This window comes from Pseudomonas monteilii (assembly GCA_001534745.1).
GTDB classification, from domain to species: domain Bacteria; phylum Pseudomonadota; class Gammaproteobacteria; order Pseudomonadales; family Pseudomonadaceae; genus Aquipseudomonas; species Aquipseudomonas alabamensis.
Map to the genome: position 1 here is coordinate 4,134,325 of CP013997.1, position 16,245 is coordinate 4,150,569.

Here is a 16,245-nt window from a genome sequence, read left to right on the forward strand (position 1 = left end):
GTTCATACCTTGGCCACCAGGGGACGACCCAACAGGCCCTGGGGCCGGAAGATGAGGATCAGCACCAGCAACGAGAAGCTGAACACGTCCTTGTAGTCGGAGTTGATCAGGCCCGAGAACAGCGATTCGGAGATCCCCAGGATGATCCCGCCGAGCATGGCGCCGGGCAGCGAACCGATACCTCCGAGCACGGCGGCGGTGAACGCCTTGATGCCGATGATGAAGCCGGCGTAGAAGTCGAAGGTGCCGTAGTTGAGGGTGATCAGCACGCCTGCGAGCGCGGCCATCACGGCGCCGATGACGAACACGTAGGAGATCACCCGGTCGGTGTTGATCCCCAGGATCGAGGCCATCTTGCGGTCCTGCTGGGTGGCGCGGCACATGCGCCCGAGCTTGGTGTACTTGATCACGTAGGTGAGCACGCCCATGCCGACGAAGGCAGCGATCAGGATGAAGATCTTGGTGTAGGTCAGTTGCACGAACCCGCTGCCCACGTCGATGCGCAGGGCCCCTTCGAGCAGCGTCGGCACGCCTTGCTGGCGGGCGCCCTGGCTGATCTGGGCGTAGTTCTGCAGGATCAGGGAAATGCCGATGGCGCTGATCAGCGGCGCCAGGCGCGTGGAGTTGCGCAGGGGTTTGTAGGCGATGCGCTCGATGGTGAAGCCGTAGACGCCGGTCACCACGACGGTGAACAGCAACGTGCCGAGCATCAGCAACGGGAAGGACTCGATACCGAACCAGGCCAGCAATGCCAGGCTGATCGCCGCGAGGTACGCGGAGATCATGTACACCTCGCCGTGCGCGAAGTTGATCATGCCGATGATGCCATAGACCATTGTGTAGCCGATGGCGATCAGGCCATAGACCGACCCGAGGGTCAGGCCGTTGACCAGTTGCTGCAGGAAAATACCATCCATAACGCAATCTCACCTGATCGAGACCGCACCCAGAGGCGCACGCGCGGCTGCATGAAACACGACCTTGCGCTGCACGACCGGATGGGTTCACGAATGTGGAGGGGTACCGCGAAACCGTCCAGGCACCCGCCCGGACGGCTCATCGTTCTTATTGTTGTTGTTCGAGCTGGTGATACTTGCCGTTGGCGTCCCACTGGTAGACCACGTAGTCGGAGACGGTCAGGTCGCCCTTCTTGTCCCAGCGCTTCTCGCCCATCACGGTCTTGACCGGGTTGGCCTTGAGCCATTCGGCGGCGTCCTCGCCCTTGTTCGAACCGGCGCCGTTGAACGCGGCCGCCAGGGCCTGGATCGAGGCGTAGGCGTACAGGGTGTAGCCCTCAGGCTCGGTGCCGCCCTTGCGGAATTGCTCGACCACCGCCTTGCTGTCGGGCAGCAGACGCGGGTCGGCGCCGAAGGTCATGTAGACGCCATTGGTGTACTGCGCACCGCCTGCGGTAGCGACCAGCTCGTCGGTGACGATGCCGTCGTCGGACATGAACGCCACGTCCTTGAGCCCTTGCTCACGCAGTTGGCGCACCAGAGGGCCGGCTTCCGGGTGCAGGCCGCCGAAGTAGACCACGTCGGCACCGGCGGCGCGGATCTTGGTCACCACGGCGCTGAAGTCCTTCTCGCCCCGGGTCAGGCCCTCGTAGAGCACCGGCTTGACCCCGCGCTTCTCCAGCTGCGCCTTGGTGGCGTCGGCCAGGCCCTGGCCATAAGTGTCCTTGTCGTGCAGCACCACGACCTTCTTGCCCTTGAGCACGTCGATGATGTAGTTGCCGGCGACCACCCCTTGCTGATCGTCACGCCCGCACATGCGGAACATGCCCACCATGCCGCGCTCGGTGACCTGGGGGTTGGTGGAGCCTGGCGTGATGGCGATGACGCCGGCCTCGTCGTACACCTCCGAGGCCGGAATGGTCGAGGACGAGCAGAAGTGACCGACCACGCCAGCGACCTTGTCCTGATCAACCAGGCGGTTGGCGATCGACACCGCCTGTTTGGGCTCGCAGGCATCGTCCCCCTTGACCAGCACGATCTTCTCGCCGTTGACCCCACCGGCGGCGTTGATCTGGTCGGCCGCGGCCTGCGCGCCCTTCATGTACTGCTCGCCGAACGCCGCGTTCGCACCGGTCATGGGCCCGGCGACACCGATCTTGAGGTCGGCCTGCGCATAGGATGAAAGGCCCAGCACCGACGCCACGGCAATGGCCAATACGCCTTTTCTGTAGAACGACTGCGACATGAGGTAGTGCTCCTGGAATTGTTATGGTCTAGGCACTGCAACTTCAGCATCGAGCTATGAGCAAGCGGCGTGCCATGCGTCTCCTTTCGCCGGGAGGTGCGGGACGAAGACGCAAGACAGAGGGCCGCGCGAGGTGGTGTTACGGCACGTGCAACCGTCAAGCACGTGCCTGTCGCCACCTTCCGTGCACGGACGGCGCAACCGTGAGGCGCCATCATTGCAACCCTGAGCGCGCTCAGCATCGGCATGGCCGTGTAACAGCCAGCGTCACCGAAGTGCACAACGTCGGTGCGTGACTGCTACTGGGGGCACTGTTGCGAGGCTGGCGGTGCCTGGAGGGAGGGCAGCCTTCACACCGGCTGGACGCTTCATGGATCGCTAAAGCCGACGGCATTGGGCACAATGACCCCTACCCCGCGCGCCTGTTGGTTTCGGCAGGCGCCGCCGACTTGGAGTCCCTACATGAGCGAGAGCGCATTCGCCGAGCGCATCGTGCACAACCTGCTCGACACCGATTTCTACAAGCTGACCATGATGCAGGGCGTCCTGCACAACTACCCGGATGCCGATGTCGAGTGGGAGTTTCGCTGCCGCAACGGCGAGGACCTGCGCCCTTATCTGGACGACATTCGTCAGCAGCTCGAGCGACTGGCCGACCTCACCCTCGATGAAGGCCAGTTGACCTTCCTAGAGCGCATCAGCTTCCTCAAGCCGGATTTCCTGCGTTTTCTGGGCCTGTTCCGCTTCAACCTGCGCTACGTGCGCATCGGCATCGAGCATGACCAGCTGTTCCTGCGCCTGCGCGGCCCCTGGCTGCACGTGATCCTGTTCGAAGTGCCGCTGCTGGCGATCATCAGCGAAGTACGCAACCGGCACCTGCACCCGCAGATGCGCCTGAGCGAGGCCCGCGACCAGCTGTACCGCAAGTTCGACTGGCTGCAGGCGCATGCCAGCGCCGAGGAGCTCGACGCCTTGCAGGTGGCCGACTTCGGCACGCGACGGCGTTTTTCCAGCCAGGTCCAGGCCGAAGTGGTGCGGGTGCTGCGTGATGACTTCCCGGCGCGCTTCGTCGGTACCAGCAACGTCAACCTGGCCTGGAAACTCGGAATCAAGCCTCTCGGGACCATGGCCCACGAGTGGATCATGGCCCATCAGCAGCTCGGTCCGCGCCTGATCGACAGCCAGATCGCCGCGCTGGACTGCTGGGTGCGCGAGTACCGCGGCCTGCTGGGCATCGCCCTGACCGACTGCGTCACCATGGACGCCTTCCTGCGCGACTTCGACCTGTACTTCGCCAAGCTCTTCGATGGTCTGCGCCACGACTCGGGCGATCCGATCGCCTGGGCGGAGAAAGCCATCGCGCACTATCGCCAGCTGGGCATCGACCCGATGACCAAGACCCTGGTGTTCTCCGACGGGCTCGACCTGCCTCGTTCGCTGGCAATCTTCCGGGCCCTGCGCGGTCGGATCAACGTGAGCTTCGGCATCGGCACCAACCTGACCTGTGACATCCCAGGCGTGACGCCCATGAGCATCGTGGTCAAGATGACCGACTGCAATGGCTCGCCGGTGGCCAAGATCTCCGACGAGTCCGCCAAGACGCAGTGCCGCGACGAGAACTTCGTCACCTACCTGCGCCATGTGTTCAAAGTCCCCAACAAGGAGTAACCCATGCAAGCCAGCCAGCAGGAGATCATCCAGCAGCTCAAGGTCCAGCCGCCGTTCGCCGATGACGCGGCGCTGAAGAAAGAGATTGCCCGACGCGTGGCGTTCATCAAGCAGTGCCTGGGCAATGCCGGGCTGAAGTCACTGGTCCTGGGGATCAGTGGCGGCGTCGACTCGCTGACCGGTGCGCTGCTGGCACAGCGGGCGGTGCGTGAGCTGCGCGAGGCGACCGGCGATTCGGCGTACCGGTTCGTCGCCGTGCGGCTGCCGTACCACGTGCAGCAGGACGAGCACGATGCCCAGGCCTGCCTGGACGTGATCAAGCCCGATGAGATACAGACGGTGGACATCGCACCCGCCGTGCGCGCGCTGGTCGGTAACGTGAAGGCCCTGGACGACAGTTCGGCAGCCACCAAGGACTTCGTGGTCGGCAACACCAAGGCGCGCATGCGCATGGTCGCCCAGTACACCATCGCCGGTGCCTGCCAGGGGCTGGTGATCGGTACCGACCACGCCGCCGAGGCGGTCATGGGGTTCTTCACCAAGTTCGGGGACGGTGCATGTGACCTGGCACCGCTCAGCGGCCTGGTGAAGCAGCAGGTGCGGGCCATCGCACGGGCCATGGGTGCGCCGGAGAACCTGGTCGAGAAGGTGCCGACCGCCGACCTCGAGGACCTGGCGCCTGGCAAGCCGGACGAAGCGGCCCACGGGGTGACCTACGTCGAGATCGACGACTTCCTCCACGACAAGCCGGTGGCCGACCGCGTCGCCGAGATCATCGTCTCGGCCTACCGCAAGACGCAGCACAAGCGCGAACTGCCGTTCGCGCCATGATGGCGCCGCGGTGAGCGGGACGATCGTCTCCCGCTTCCCGCTCACCGCGGGCCTGTCTTACTGAACGACGACCTTGCCTTTCATCAGCGCCATGTGGCCTGGGAAGGTGCAGAAGAAGGTGTAGTCACCGCCGACCTCCAGCTTGGACAGGTCGAGGGTGATGGTGTCCTCCTTCTCGGGCGCACCGATCATCTTGGTATAGGCGATGATGCGGGGGTCGTCCGTCTTCAGGTATTCCTTGTCCAGGCCCTGGCTCATGCCTTCGTTGGCGATGGACTGGGCATCGGCCGTCTTGCTGATCACCAGGTTGTGGCCCATCACGTTCTTCGGCAGGTTGCCCGAATGGGTGAGCGTGACCGTGAAGGCCTTGCAGCTCTTGTCGACGGTGAACGATTGGGTGGTGTAGGACATCTGGTCGGTCGATTCGACCGTGACCGCACATTCGGCGGCGAAGGCGCTGGCGCTGGCCAGCGTGAACAGGGATACCGCAACCGCTTTGAGGAACATCGTGAATCTCCTTGGCAGGGGTGGCCGACTCAGCTGATCGACCGATTCGGCTCCGGTGGACACAGAGACGATGGTCGATCGGTTGAAACCTTGTATGAGCGGCATGCAAAAAATCTTGGAGCGCATCTTGCCCCTTTGATAGACGATTGAACAATCGTTCATTTAGGAGTTGTAACAATGTCGCTCACGCATTTCATGAAAGGTTTCCTGGCCGCCTACGCCTGCGGCGCCACCGGTGCGCCGGTCTGCGAATTCGCCCGCCCCGAATGACCGGTCTGGCCGTGAACGGCTGAGGGCCTTACCCTAGGCCCGGTCTTTCACTGGAGATGATCGATGTCCCTACGTTCCGTGTGTGTCTTCTGCGGCGCCAGCGCTGGCGCCAACCCCCTCTACCGTGAAGCGGCGATCGCCCTGGGTCGCACCCTGGCCGAGCGCGGGCTGACCCTGGTCTACGGCGGCGGTGCCGTGGGCTTGATGGGCATCGTCGCCGATGCGGCGCTGGCAGCCGGTGGCGAAGTGATCGGGATCATCCCGCAAAGCCTCAAGGATGCCGAGATCGGTCATGCCGGGCTGACCCGTCTTGAAGTGGTCGATGGCATGCACGCGCGCAAGGCCCGCATGGCCGAGCTGAGCGACGCCTTCATCGCCCTGCCGGGTGGGCTGGGCACGTTGGAGGAACTGTTCGAGGTCTGGACCTGGGGGCAGCTGGGCTATCACGCCAAGCCCCTGGGGTTGCTGGACGTGAACGGGTTCTACGAGAAGCTGGGCAGCTTCCTCGATCACATCGTCGACGAGGGGTTCGTGCGGCCTCAGCATCGGGCGATGTTGCGGCTGGGCAGCGAGGCGGGGGCGTTGCTGGAAGGCATGGCGCAGATGAAGACGCCGGTGGTGCCGAAGTGGGTGGAGAGCAACCCAGGATGAGCCTGGGAACAGGGGCGCTCGAGGTGTAGCGCCACTGGCATTGCAGTCTCTACGGGCCCATCGCTGGCAAGCCAGCTCTCACCCAGACCTCTTCAGCCGTCGGTGTAGACATTACTACGCAAGCAGCTTGTGGGAGTCCGCCCGCCGCCTTGGCGCGGCACTGTCGCGCAGAGAACATGGCGATAGGTGGCAGGATTCGAAGCTTCATTGCTAATCGATTTTAGGGCCGCCCTGCGGCCCATCGCGGCACTGGGGCCGCTCCTACACCCGTAGCCCCACCGCGGGGTTGCAGGCTATCGCGGTCACCTGTGGGAGCGGCCCCAGTGCCGCGATTGGGCCCGCAGAGCCCACAGAGTTCTTAAATTATTTCCTTTGAAATCAACAAGCTATTTTTTGTTCTATAGGAGCGGGCTTGCCCGCGATCGGCCCTGGAAGGGCCGTACGCGTCATGCCCTCAGCGCGGCAACGCCGGCTGACGCGGCTTGCGCCCGGCCTTGCCGCCCTTGGCCGCGTCCTTGCGCTCCTTCGCCGCCTTCTGGTTACGCGCAAAGGCTTCGGCCTTGGCCTGCTCGCGCTTGTCCCAGGGCTTGCTGCCGTCGCTGGCGCGCGGTGGCAAGCCGGTGTGCTGGCTGAGGATCTTCTGTTCCTTGGCCACCTTGTGGCTGCCGGCCGGCGTGGAGTTCTTGCGGCGCGCACTCTGGTAGCTGTCGGACTGCGGCTGGTGCAACGGGATCAGCTGGTGCTTGCCAGGACCGATCAGGTCGGCGCGGCCCATGCGCTCCAAGGCTTCGCGCAGCATCGGCCAGCCCTTCGGGTCGTGGTAGCGCAGGAAGGCCTTGTGCAGACGGCGCTGCTCGTCGCTCTTGACGATCTCCACCCCTTCGCTCTTGTAGGTGACCTTGCGCAACGGGTTCTTGCCCGAGTGGTACATGGCCGTGGCCGACGCCATGGGCGACGGGTAGAAGGCCTGCACCTGGTCGGCCCGGAAGCCGTTGCCCTTGAGCCACAGCGCCAGGTTCATCATGTCTTCGTCGGTGGTGCCGGGGTGGGCCGCGATGAAGTACGGGATCAGGTACTGCTCCTTCCCCGCTTCCTTCGAGAACTTCTCGAACATGCGCTTGAAGCGGTCGTAGGTGCCGATCCCCGGCTTCATCATCTTGTCCAGCGGACCACGCTCGGTATGCTCCGGCGCGATCTTCAGGTAGCCACCGACGTGGTGGGTCACCAGTTCCTTGACGTACTCCGGCGACTCGACCGCCAGGTCGTAGCGCAGGCCCGAAGCGATCAGGATCTTCTTCACCCCCGGCAGCGCGCGGGCCTTGCGGTACAGCGAGATCAGCGAGCTGTGGTCGGTGTTGAGGTTCTCGCAGATGCCCGGGAAGACGCACGACGGCTTGCGGCAGTGCTTCTCGATGTCCGGGCTCTTGCAGGCGATGCGGTACATGTTGGCGGTCGGGCCGCCGAGGTCGGAGACCACGCCGGTGAAGCCCGGCACCTTGTCGCGCATCTCCTCGATCTCGTGCAGGATCGATTCGTGGGAGCGGTTCTGGATGATCCGCCCTTCGTGCTCGGTGATCGAGCAGAACGTGCAGCCACCGAAGCAGCCACGCATGATGTTCACCGAGAAACGGATCATCTCGTAGGCCGGGATGCGCTCCTTGCCGTAGGCAGGGTGCGGCACCCGCGCATACGGCATGCCGAACACGTAGTCCATTTCCTCGGTGGTCATCGGGATGGGCGGCGGGTTGAACCACACGTCCGCCTCGCCATGCTTCTGCACCAACGCCCGCGCGTTGCCGGGGTTGGTTTCCAGGTGCAGCACACGGTTGGCGTGGGCGTACAGGACCGGGTCGTTGCGCACCTTCTCGAACGACGGCAGGCGGATCACCGACTTGTCGCGGGTCATGCCCGGGCTGTCGAGGATCTGCACCACCTTGGCTTCGTTCGGGTCCTCGACCTCGCCCTTGGCTTGCTCGATGGCGCACGCCTGGGTGTCCTGCGTGTTGACGTAGGGGTTGATGATCTTGTCGACCCGGCCAGGCCGGTCGATGCGGGTCGAATCGATCTCGAACCAGCCCTGGGGCGTGTCGCGGCGCACGAAGGCGGTACCGCGCACGTCGGTGATGCTCTCGATGCTTTCCCCGAACGCCAGGCGCTGGGCCACTTCGACCACCGCGCGCTCGGCGTTGCCGAACAGCAGGATGTCGGCGCAGGCGTCGATCAGGATCGAGTGGCGGACCTTGTCCTGCCAGTAGTCGTAGTGCGCGATGCGGCGCAGCGACGCCTCGATGCCGCCGAGCACGATCGGCACGTGCTTGTACGCTTCCTTGCAGCGCTGGCTGTACACCAGGCTGGCACGGTCCGGCCGACTGCCGGCCAGGCCGCCGGGGGTGTAGGCGTCGTCGGAGCGAACCTTCTTGTCGGCGGTGTAGCGGTTGATCATCGAGTCCATGTTGCCGGCCGCGACCCCGAAGAACAGGTTCGGCTCGCCGAGCTTCATGAAGTCGTCCTTCGACTGCCAGTTCGGCTGGGCGATGATGCCCACGCGGAAGCCCTGGGCTTCCAGCAGTCGGCCGATGATCGCCATGCCGAACGACGGATGGTCGACGTAGGCATCGCCGGTCACGATGATGATGTCGCACGAATCCCAGCCGAGCTGATCCATCTCCTCCCTGCTCATGGGCAGGAATGGCGCCGGTCCGAAGCATTCGGCCCAGTATTTGGGATAGTCGTAGAGAGGCTTGGCTGCGTGCATGTCAGTCACCAGTGTCGGTGTGCAGGGAAATCGCGGGCGCGGAATATAGCACAAGAATTGATCACATCCGACGACAGTAGTCGGATTTATCGGAGCGGCTTGCCTCGCTGAGGCAGCCGCTGCCACGGGAGCAAGGAGTCGCTACACCGGCATCAGGGCAGGCGGGACTAGGTCGTTGTCACTCATCGTCATCGAAGTTGTAACTGCCCGGCGCCAGGTTCTCGAACCGGGTGTACTTGCCGATGAACGCCAGCCGCACGAAGCCGATGGGACCGTTACGCTGCTTGCCGATGATGATTTCGGCGATGCCCTTGTGCTCGGTCTCCGGGTGATACACCTCGTCGCGGTAGACGAACATGATCACGTCGGCGTCCTGCTCGATCGCACCGGATTCACGCAGGTCGGAGTTGACCGGGCGCTTGTTCGGGCGCTGCTCGAGGGAGCGGTTGAGCTGCGACAGGGCGATGACCGGGCAGTTGAACTCCTTGGCCAGGGCCTTGAGGGAGCGGGAGATCTCAGAGATCTCGTTGGTCCGGTTGTCGCCGGCCGAGCCGGGGATCTGCATCAGCTGCAGGTAGTCGACCATGATCATGGCGATCTCGCCATGTTCGCGGGCCAGGCGCCGGGTGCGGGCGCGCATTTCCGACGGGCTGATGCCGGCCGTATCGTCGATGAACAGCTTGCGGTCGTTGAGCAGGTTCACCGCCGAGGTCAGGCGCGGCCAATCGTCGTCGTCCAGCTGACCGGAACGCACCTTGGTCTGGTCGATGCGGCCCAGCGACGAGAGCATACGCATGATCAGCGATTCGCCTGGCATCTCCAGCGAGAACACCAGCACGGCCTTGTCGCTGCGCAACACGGCGTTCTCCACCAGGTTCATGGCGAAGGTGGTCTTGCCCATCGACGGTCGGCCGGCGACGATGATCAGGTCGGCCGGCTGCAGGCCGCTGGTCTTTTCGTCCAGGTCGGTGTAGCCGGTGGAAATACCGGTGATGTCGCTGTCGGAGTTGAACAGCGTGTCGATGCGGTCGATGGCCTTGGTCAGCAGTTCGTTGACCCCGACCGGGCCGCCGGTCTTCGGCCGCGCCTCGGCGATCTGGAAGATCTGTCGCTCGGCGTCGTCGAGGATTTCCTCGGCGTTGCGCCCCTGGGGGTTGAAGGCGTTGTCGGCGATGTCGGTGCTGATGCTGATCAACTGGCGCAGCGTGGCACGCTCGCGAATGATCTGCGCGTAGGCCTTGATGTTGGCCACCGACGGGGTGTTCTTGGCCAGCTCGCCCAGGTAGCCCAGGCCACCGATCTGCGAGGACACCCCTTCCTTCTCGAGCTGCTCGTGCAGCGTGACCACGTCGAACGGCTGGTTGAGGTCGACCAGCTTGTGGATCGCGCGGAAGATCAGGCGATGGTCATGTCGATAGAAATCGCCGTCCGAGACCTGGTCCAGCACCCGCTCCCAGGCATTGTTGTCCAGCATCAGGCCGCCGAGCACGGCCTGTTCGGCCTCGACGGAATGCGGAGGTACCTTGAGCGCTGCGGTCTGCAGGTCCAGTTGTTCGGCGTTTGCGATCTCGTTCATGTCCACCGGGAAATCTGGGTGATGAAAAACACAAAGGGCACGACCTGCTGTGCAGGACCGTGCCCGATGTTAACCGGCCAGTCCACGAGGGGCCAGCCGATCGGTACCGCTTAGGCTGCGACGACGACCACGCGAACGGTGGCTTCAACGTCGCTGTGCAGGTGCACGGCAACGTCGTATTCGCCGACGTTACGGATGGTGCCGTTCGGCAGACGCACTTCAGCCTTGGCCACTTCGACGCCGGAGGCGGTCAGGGCGTCAGCGATGTCGTGGGTGCCGATCGAACCGAACAGCTTGCCTTCATCGCCCGCGGTAGCGGTGATGGTGACTTCCAGCTCGGCCAGTTGGGCAGCGCGCGTTTCAGCGGACGTCTTACGGTCAGCAGCGGCTTTTTCCAGCTCGGCGCGACGCTCTTCGAACGCAGCCAGGTTGGCAGCGTTGGCAGCGACGGCTTTGCCGAACGGCAGCAGGAAGTTACGGCCGTAGCCAGCCTTTACTTTCACTTTGTCGCCCAGGTTGCCCAGGTTGGCGACTTTTTCCAGCAGGATCAGTTCCATTTGGTAAAACCTCTTAACTTTTAACCTTCACCGTTCGCGGAATCGTCACCCTTGGGTGACAGGCGACCGCGAAAATCAATCAGGCTATCGACAATGGCTAGAACCACGAGCAACGGATAGGTCAGTTGCATGAACAGCACGAGCGTTACGTACATCCCGGTCAGCCAGAACCTGGCCAGCCGCTTCTGCGCCACCAGCCCGTGCAACAGGGCTGCCCCTGCCAGCATGAGCGGCACGCTGCACAGCGGGGTCAGCATCGCCAGCCCCAGATTGGGACCGAACAGCATGCCGACCACCAGCAGCGAGGCGGGCGCCACGGTGAATCGGACCGCATGGAACTCGCGGCCGAAACCACCCGGGTTGTACAGTGCCGCCTGCCAGTACCGGCCCAACATCAGGGACAGCACGGTCACCAGCTGCAAGGCTGCGGCCACCAGGCCGACGAGCACCGGCACGAGGATCGCCCCGAGGCGTCCCTGCTCTTCTACCGAAAGCTTCTGGTAGAAACCGCCGAGCATCTGCGGCAAGCCCTTTGCCAGGGCCTGCGCCAACGCTTCGATCGGTTCGCGGAACACCGAACCCAGGATGACCCCGTACAACAGGCCCAGCCCGACGCTGTACAACAGCACCCGGTTCCAGGATTGGCCAGCGCGCAAGCACGCCGCCAGCCCCAACGCTCCCAGCAGCACCATCAAGGTGCGGGGTTCGCCGAAGAACCACCAGACCAGGCCCGGCAAGACTGCCCAGGCGATGACCGAGGTGGCATCCTTGAAACCGCGCCGCAACAGCACCAGGCTCGCCGCGGCGGCACTCAACCAGAACAACAGCGGCAACGCCGCACAACCGACCACCACCAGGGTGGCCTGCACACGACCGCGCATGATGAAATCAGCCAACGCTCGCATGCTCTATCCTTGCTACCTGTCGATCACCCGGTCTCAGCGGCCGTGGCTGTCGGTGTAGGCCAGCAGGGCCAGGAAGCGGGCGCGCTTGATAGCGGTAGCCAGCTGACGCTGATAACGAGCCTTGGTACCGGTGATACGGCTTGGAACGATCTTGCCGGTTTCGGATACGTAAGCTTTCAGGGTGTTGAGATCTTTGTAGTCGATCTCTTTCACGTCTTCAGCAGTGAAGCGGCAGAATTTACGACGACGGAAGAAACGTGCCATGTAATGGGCTCCTCAAGAAGGTCCGTGGATTACTCGTCAGCGTTGTCGCTGTTGTCGCTGTCATTGCTGTCGTCGCCATCGGCGGACTCAGAATGCTCAGGACGTTCACGACGCTCACGGCGCTCGCTGCGGTTCTCTTCGGCCTTCAGCATCTCGGACTGACCGGTAACGGCTTCGTCGCGACGGATGATCAGGTTACGGATCACGGCATCGTTGTAGCGGAAGTTGTCTTCCAGCTCGGCCAGGGCCTTGCCGGTGCACTCGACGTTCAGCATCACGTAGTGAGCCTTGTGAACGTTGTTGATCGCGTAGGCCAGTTGACGACGGCCCCAATCTTCCAGACGGTGGATCTTGCCGCCGTCTTCTTCGATCAGCTTGGTGTAGCGCTCAACCATGCCGCCGACTTGCTCGCTCTGGTCCGGGTGGACCAGGAAGATGATTTCGTAATGACGCATGAATGCTCCTTACGGGTTGTAGTCTGCCAGCGAACTGGTCAGACAAGGAGTGAATGACACTGTGTGTCTCGCCAAGAGAAAGGCGCATGCGCACCTGCCTGCGGGCAAGGGGCGCAATTGTAGAGAAGGGTGAACGGGCACGCAAGCGCAGTGGTGATTATTTGAACAGCCGCCGGGCGGCTGCTCACACCGGAGGTATCAGCGCTTGGCCTGGCGCTGGCGCACGGCTTCGAACAGGCAGACGCCGGTGGCCACCGAGACGTTGAGACTGCTGACGCTGCCGGCCATCGGCAGCTTGACCAGAAAGTCGCAGTGTTCGCGGGTCAGTCGGCGCATGCCTCTGCCCTCGGCGCCCATGATCATCACCAGCGGACCGGTGAGGTCCTGCTGGTAGATCTCCTGCTCGGCCTCGCCGGCCGTGCCGACCACCCACAGGCCGCGCTGCTGGAGTTTCTCCAGGGTGCGCGCCAGGTTGGTGACCGCCACCAGCGGGATGACTTCGGCCGCGCCACAGGCGACCTTGCGCACCACGGCGGTCAGGGTCGCGGACTTGTCCTTGGGGATCACCACGGCCGTGGCCCCGGCGGCATCGGCGGTGCGCAGGCAGGCGCCGAGGTTGTGCGGGTCGGTGACGCCGTCGAGCACCAGGATCAGCGGCGGCTGCTCGCTGCGCTCGAGCAGCTCCTCGAGCATGGCCTCGCCCCAGACCTGGCTGGGGCTCACATCGGCGACCACGCCCTGGTGCACGCCTTCGACCCAGGCATCGAGCTCACGGCGCTCGGCCTGACCGACCGGCACACGGTTCTGCGCGGCCAGTTCCAGCAGGCGCTGCAGGCGTGGCTCGCTGCGCCCTTCGGACAGCCAGATCTGCTTGACCCGCTTGGGGTGATGATCGAGCAGCGCCTGGACGGCATGCACCCCGTAGATTTTTTCCAGCTGACTCATGAGGTGCTCTTGCCCTTGCGTGACGAACCCGACGACTTCGATGGCCCTTTGCGATGCTTGGTCGGCTTGCCGCTCGGCTTGTCCGATTTGTCCGACTTGCTCGACTTGCCGCCGGCACTGCCGCTGCGCGCTTCGCTCATCAGGGCCTGCTTCATTTCGCGGCTCTTGCGCACCTCGGCGTTGCGTTGCACGGCCTGCGCCGGGAAGTAAGCCTCGGCAGCCTCCCCCTTGCGGGCACGTGTGGCCTTGGGCTTGGGTTCGGCCGCCTTCTCGGCCTTGGCAGGTGCCTCGGCCTCGCTGCGGGCACGGCCACCGGACTTGCCGGTCGCGGCCTTGTCGCCCTTGCCCTTGCCTTCGCCGGTCGTCGACGCACTGCGCGACTTGCGGCCAATCGGGGCATCGAGCGTCGACTGAGCCACTTCGAAGTCGATCTTGCGCTCGTCGAGATCGACGCGCATGACCTTGACCTCGACGGTGTCGCCCAGGCGGAAGTGGCGGCCCGTGCGCTCGCCGGACAGGCGATGGTGCACGGCATCGAAGTGGTAGTAGTCGCCCGGCAGCGCGCTGACGTGGACTAGGCCTTCGACGTAGATGTCGGTCAGCTCGACGAAGATGCCGAAGCCGGTGACCGCGGTGATCACGCCCGGGAAGGTCTCGCCGACGCGGTCCTTCATGTACTCGCACTTGAGCCAGTTGACCACGTCGCGCGTGGCCTCGTCGGCGCGGCGCTCGGTCAGCGAGCACTGCTCGCCCAGCTGCTCCAGCGCAGGCTCGTCGTACGGGTAGATACGCGCCTTGGGGATGCTTGCCGCGCCGGCACGCTTGACGTGCGGCGTATCGACCTTGGAGCGGATCACGCTGCGGATGGCACGGTGCACCAGCAGGTCCGGGTAGCGGCGGATCGGCGAGGTGAAGTGGGTGTAGGCCTCGTAGTTCAGGCCGAAGTGGCCGTTGTTCTCGACGCTGTACACCGCCTGGCTCAGCGAGCGCAGCATCACGGTCTGGATCAGATGGAAGTCCGGACGCCCGGCGATGCTCGCCAGCAGGGCCTTGTAGTCCTTCGGCGACGGCTCCTTGCCCTTGTGCAGGGACAGGCCCAGCTCACCCAGGAAGGCACGCAGCTTCTCGAGACGCTCCGGCGGCGGGCCGTCGTGCACCCGGTACAGGGCCGGCACGCCATGCTTCTGCAGGAACTCGGCGGTGGCCACGTTGGCCGCCAGCATGCACTCCTCGATCAGCTTGTGGGCATCGTTGCGCACGGTCGGACGGATTTCCGCGATCTTGCGCTCGGACCCGAAGATGATGCGGGTTTCCTGGGTTTCGAAGTCGATCGCACCCCGGGTCTGGCGCGCGGCCAGCAGGACCTTGTACAGCGCGTAGAGCTGCTTGAGGTCCGGCAGCACCTCGCTGTATTCCTCGCGCAGGGCCTTGCCTTCGCGGGTCCGGGCGTGCTCGAGCATGCTGCTGACCTTGTTGTAGGTCAGGCGTGCATGGGAGTGGATGACGGCTTCGTAGAACTGGTAGTCGACCATCTGGCCCGACTTGTTCATGGTCATCTCGCAGACCATCGCCAACCGGTCAACGTGCGGGTTCAGCGAGCACAGGCCGTTGGAGAGTTCTTCGGGCAGCATCGGCACGACGCGCTCGGGGAAGTACACCGAGTTGCCGCGCTGCTGCGCCTCGTCATCCAGGGCCGAACCCAGGCGGACATAGCTGGATACGTCGGCGATGGCGACGTACAGGCGCCAGCCACCGGAGAACAGCCGCAGCTTGCCCAGGGGCTCGCAGTAGACGGCATCGTCGAAGTCGCGGGCGTCTTCGCCGTCGATGGTGACGAACGGCAGGTGACGCAGGTCAATGCGTCGCTCCTTGTCCTTCTCCTCGACTTCGGAGCGGAACTTGCGCGCTTCCTTGACCACGGCCTCGGGCCAGACATGGGGGATGTCGTAGCTGCGCAGCGCGATGTCGATCTCCATGCCCGGCGCCATGTAGTTGCCGATCACTTCGACCACGTCGCCCTGGGGCTGGAAGCGTGGGGTGGGCCAGTGGGTGATCTTGATCTGCACGAACTGCCCGATGCGGGCGCCGCCGTTACGACCCGCCGTGACCAGCACTTCCTGCTGGATCTTGGGGTTGTCCGGCGTGACGTAGCCGATGCCGCCTTCTTCGAAGTAGCGACCGACCACGCTTTCGTGGGCACGGGAGACGACTTCCACCAGCGTGCCTTCGCGGCGACCACGACGGTCGACGCCGGAGACGCGCGCCAACGCGCGGTCGCCATCGAACACCAGGCGCATCTGCGTCGGGCTGAGGAACAGGTCCTCGCTGCCGTCGTCGGGAATGAGGAAGCCGAAGCCGTCACGGTGGCCCGACACGCGGCCGCAGATCAGGTCGAGCTTGTCTACCGGGGCATAGGTGCCACGCCGGGTATAGATCAGCTGACCGTCGCGCTCCATGGCGCGCAGGCGGCGGCGCAGGGCCTCGATGTCGTCTTCTTCGTGCAGGCCGAACTCGGCGGCCAGTTGTTCGCGCGCAGCCGGCTCGCCACGATCGTCGAGGTGCTGCAGGATCAGCTCACGGCTGGGGATGGGATTCTCGTATTTTTCCGCTTCTCGGGCGGCCTCGGGATCGAGGGATTGCCAATCGGCCATCAGGAGGG

The 16,245-nt window shown here is 64.3% G+C and carries 14 protein-coding genes; 3 read left to right on the forward strand and 11 right to left on the reverse strand.

Features of this window, described 5'->3' with window-relative positions:
• Positions 1-2: 2 nt before the first annotated feature.
• Both APT63_17705 and APT63_17710 read right to left on the reverse strand, forming a co-directional pair.
• Positions 3-917 (reverse strand): branched-chain amino acid transporter permease subunit LivH, encoded by a 915-nt coding sequence (locus APT63_17705; GenBank protein ID AMA47302.1) that lies wholly within the window; start codon positions 915-917, stop codon positions 3-5.
• A gap of 148 nt (positions 918-1,065) precedes the next feature.
• The gene (locus APT63_17710) at positions 1,066-2,202 is read right to left on the reverse strand and encodes a branched chain amino acid ABC transporter substrate-binding protein (protein ID AMA47303.1); all 1,137 of its coding nucleotides are present in this window, start codon (positions 2,200-2,202) and stop codon (positions 1,066-1,068) included.
• A 462-nt stretch (positions 2,203-2,664) separates the two neighbouring features.
• Between APT63_17710 and APT63_17715 the strand changes: the two genes are divergently transcribed.
• Together APT63_17715 and nadE are read left to right on the forward strand one after the other, a co-directional pair.
• On the forward strand, positions 2,665-3,870 hold the full coding sequence (locus APT63_17715; GenBank protein AMA47304.1) for a nicotinate phosphoribosyltransferase: 1,206 nt from the start codon (positions 2,665-2,667) through the stop codon (positions 3,868-3,870).
• A 3-nt stretch (positions 3,871-3,873) separates the two neighbouring features.
• Entirely contained in the window at positions 3,874-4,701 is an 828-nt protein-coding gene (gene nadE, locus APT63_17720; protein AMA47305.1) for an NAD(+) synthase, read from the forward strand.
• A 57-nt stretch (positions 4,702-4,758) separates the two neighbouring features.
• Here the strand turns inward: nadE and APT63_17725 are convergent, their stop codons facing one another.
• Entirely contained in the window at positions 4,759-5,208 is a 450-nt protein-coding gene (locus APT63_17725) for an azurin (protein AMA47306.1), read from the reverse strand.
• A gap of 333 nt (positions 5,209-5,541) precedes the next feature.
• Here APT63_17725 and APT63_17730 point away from each other — a divergent pair, with 333 nt between their 5' ends.
• Positions 5,542-6,129 (forward strand): LOG family protein, encoded by a 588-nt coding sequence (locus APT63_17730; protein ID AMA47307.1) that lies wholly within the window; start codon positions 5,542-5,544, stop codon positions 6,127-6,129.
• Between the two features lie 454 nt (positions 6,130-6,583).
• On the opposite strand, the gene APT63_17735 is transcribed toward APT63_17730, so the two are convergent.
• From APT63_17735 to APT63_17770, 8 genes are all read right to left on the reverse strand, one after another.
• Positions 6,584-8,884: a YgiQ family radical SAM protein gene (locus APT63_17735; GenBank protein ID AMA47308.1), complete on the reverse strand. Its 2,301-nt coding sequence runs from the start codon at positions 8,882-8,884 to the stop codon at positions 6,584-6,586.
• Between the two features lie 178 nt (positions 8,885-9,062).
• Positions 9,063-10,460, reverse strand: coding sequence for a replicative DNA helicase (locus tag APT63_17740; protein ID AMA47309.1), 1,398 nt, complete (start codon positions 10,458-10,460; stop codon positions 9,063-9,065).
• Between the two features lie 110 nt (positions 10,461-10,570).
• Positions 10,571-11,017, reverse strand: a complete 447-nt coding sequence (rplI, locus tag APT63_17745; protein AMA47310.1) for a 50S ribosomal protein L9 — start codon at positions 11,015-11,017, stop codon at positions 10,571-10,573.
• A gap of 20 nt (positions 11,018-11,037) precedes the next feature.
• Positions 11,038-11,922, reverse strand: a complete 885-nt coding sequence (locus APT63_17750) for a hypothetical protein (GenBank protein AMA47311.1) — start codon at positions 11,920-11,922, stop codon at positions 11,038-11,040.
• A gap of 33 nt (positions 11,923-11,955) precedes the next feature.
• The gene (gene rpsR, locus APT63_17755) at positions 11,956-12,186 is read right to left on the reverse strand and encodes a 30S ribosomal protein S18 (protein ID AMA47312.1); all 231 of its coding nucleotides are present in this window, start codon (positions 12,184-12,186) and stop codon (positions 11,956-11,958) included.
• Positions 12,187-12,215: 29 nt separating this feature from the next.
• The gene (locus tag APT63_17760) at positions 12,216-12,641 is read right to left on the reverse strand and encodes a 30S ribosomal protein S6 (GenBank protein AMA47313.1); all 426 of its coding nucleotides are present in this window, start codon (positions 12,639-12,641) and stop codon (positions 12,216-12,218) included.
• Positions 12,642-12,839: 198 nt separating this feature from the next.
• Positions 12,840-13,586, reverse strand: a complete 747-nt coding sequence (locus tag APT63_17765; protein AMA47314.1) for a 23S rRNA methyltransferase — start codon at positions 13,584-13,586, stop codon at positions 12,840-12,842.
• Entirely contained in the window at positions 13,583-16,237 is a 2,655-nt protein-coding gene (locus APT63_17770; GenBank protein AMA47315.1) for an exoribonuclease R, read from the reverse strand. Before APT63_17770 ends, APT63_17765 begins: the two co-directional genes overlap by 4 nt.
• Between the last annotated feature and the right edge of the window lie 8 nt (positions 16,238-16,245).

Coding starts and splice junctions, on each gene's coding strand:
- APT63_17705 (AMA47302.1), bottom strand. CDS start 917: ATGGATGGTATTTTCCTGCAGCAACTGGTCAACGGCCTGACCCTCGGG.
- APT63_17710 (AMA47303.1), bottom strand. CDS start 2,202: ATGTCGCAGTCGTTCTACAGAAAAGGCGTATTGGCCATTGCCGTGGCG.
- APT63_17715 (AMA47304.1), top strand. CDS start 2,665: ATGAGCGAGAGCGCATTCGCCGAGCGCATCGTGCACAACCTGCTCGAC.
- nadE (AMA47305.1), top strand. CDS start 3,874: ATGCAAGCCAGCCAGCAGGAGATCATCCAGCAGCTCAAGGTCCAGCCG.
- APT63_17725 (AMA47306.1), bottom strand. CDS start 5,208: ATGTTCCTCAAAGCGGTTGCGGTATCCCTGTTCACGCTGGCCAGCGCC.
- APT63_17730 (AMA47307.1), top strand. CDS start 5,542: ATGTCCCTACGTTCCGTGTGTGTCTTCTGCGGCGCCAGCGCTGGCGCC.
- APT63_17735 (AMA47308.1), bottom strand. CDS start 8,884: ATGCACGCAGCCAAGCCTCTCTACGACTATCCCAAATACTGGGCCGAA.
- APT63_17740 (AMA47309.1), bottom strand. CDS start 10,460: ATGAACGAGATCGCAAACGCCGAACAACTGGACCTGCAGACCGCAGCG.
- rplI (AMA47310.1), bottom strand. CDS start 11,017: ATGGAACTGATCCTGCTGGAAAAAGTCGCCAACCTGGGCAACCTGGGC.
- APT63_17750 (AMA47311.1), bottom strand. CDS start 11,922: ATGCGAGCGTTGGCTGATTTCATCATGCGCGGTCGTGTGCAGGCCACC.
- rpsR (AMA47312.1), bottom strand. CDS start 12,186: ATGGCACGTTTCTTCCGTCGTCGTAAATTCTGCCGCTTCACTGCTGAA.
- APT63_17760 (AMA47313.1), bottom strand. CDS start 12,641: ATGCGTCATTACGAAATCATCTTCCTGGTCCACCCGGACCAGAGCGAG.
- APT63_17765 (AMA47314.1), bottom strand. CDS start 13,586: ATGAGTCAGCTGGAAAAAATCTACGGGGTGCATGCCGTCCAGGCGCTG.
- APT63_17770 (AMA47315.1), bottom strand. CDS start 16,237: ATGGCCGATTGGCAATCCCTCGATCCCGAGGCCGCCCGAGAAGCGGAA.